The 590-nt window shown below is 36.6% G+C and carries 1 protein-coding gene; it reads left to right on the forward strand.

The features are described from left to right. Nucleotides 1-590, forward strand: a 590-nt coding sequence (locus tag QME58_14505) for a DUF1670 domain-containing protein (GenBank protein ID MDI6805022.1), incomplete at both ends; no start/stop codon positions are given.

Genomic DNA, 590 nt, shown 5'->3' on the forward strand with positions numbered 1-590 from the left:
ATTTAGGACAACGAAGGATGATGGTCAGAGACAAAGCTATGGAAAAAAGGTTGAAGATTATTCGAGTGTTACAGTGATGCTGCCATTGATAACGGAAGAAGATGTTGATAGAAGAATATATTTTAAGAAAGGAGACCGTAATAGTAATTACCGTCATTGTGAAGCACGAGACATCGAGACGATGGTTCGGTTATTGAAGAGTGCAAAATCGCAATGTGGATTACTTAGTGGAGCAGAGTTGAGTGTTTTGATGAACCGGAGTTTGAGTACAATACGAAAATACTTAGATGCTTATAGAGAAAAGACTGGAGAGATACTTCCGTTGAAGGGATACGTTTTAGATCAAGGAAGTGTTCCTACACACAAGGGAATAGTTTTAAGCTTATACGAACAAGGAATATCGCCATCAGATATAGTGTTGAAAACTAGGCATAGTCAAGATGCAGTTGACAGATACATCAAACAATATGAGCAGATAAAGAAACTTATACGCAAAGGAATGAATGATAGGGCTATCAAAGAAATTACAGGCCGTTCTTTGAAAGTTGTTAAAGAATATATTAAATTGTATCACGAATTAAATCCGACTG

The organism is Bacteroidota bacterium (assembly GCA_030017895.1).
Taxonomy (GTDB): domain Bacteria; phylum Bacteroidota; class Ignavibacteria; order UBA10030; family BY39; genus JASEGV01.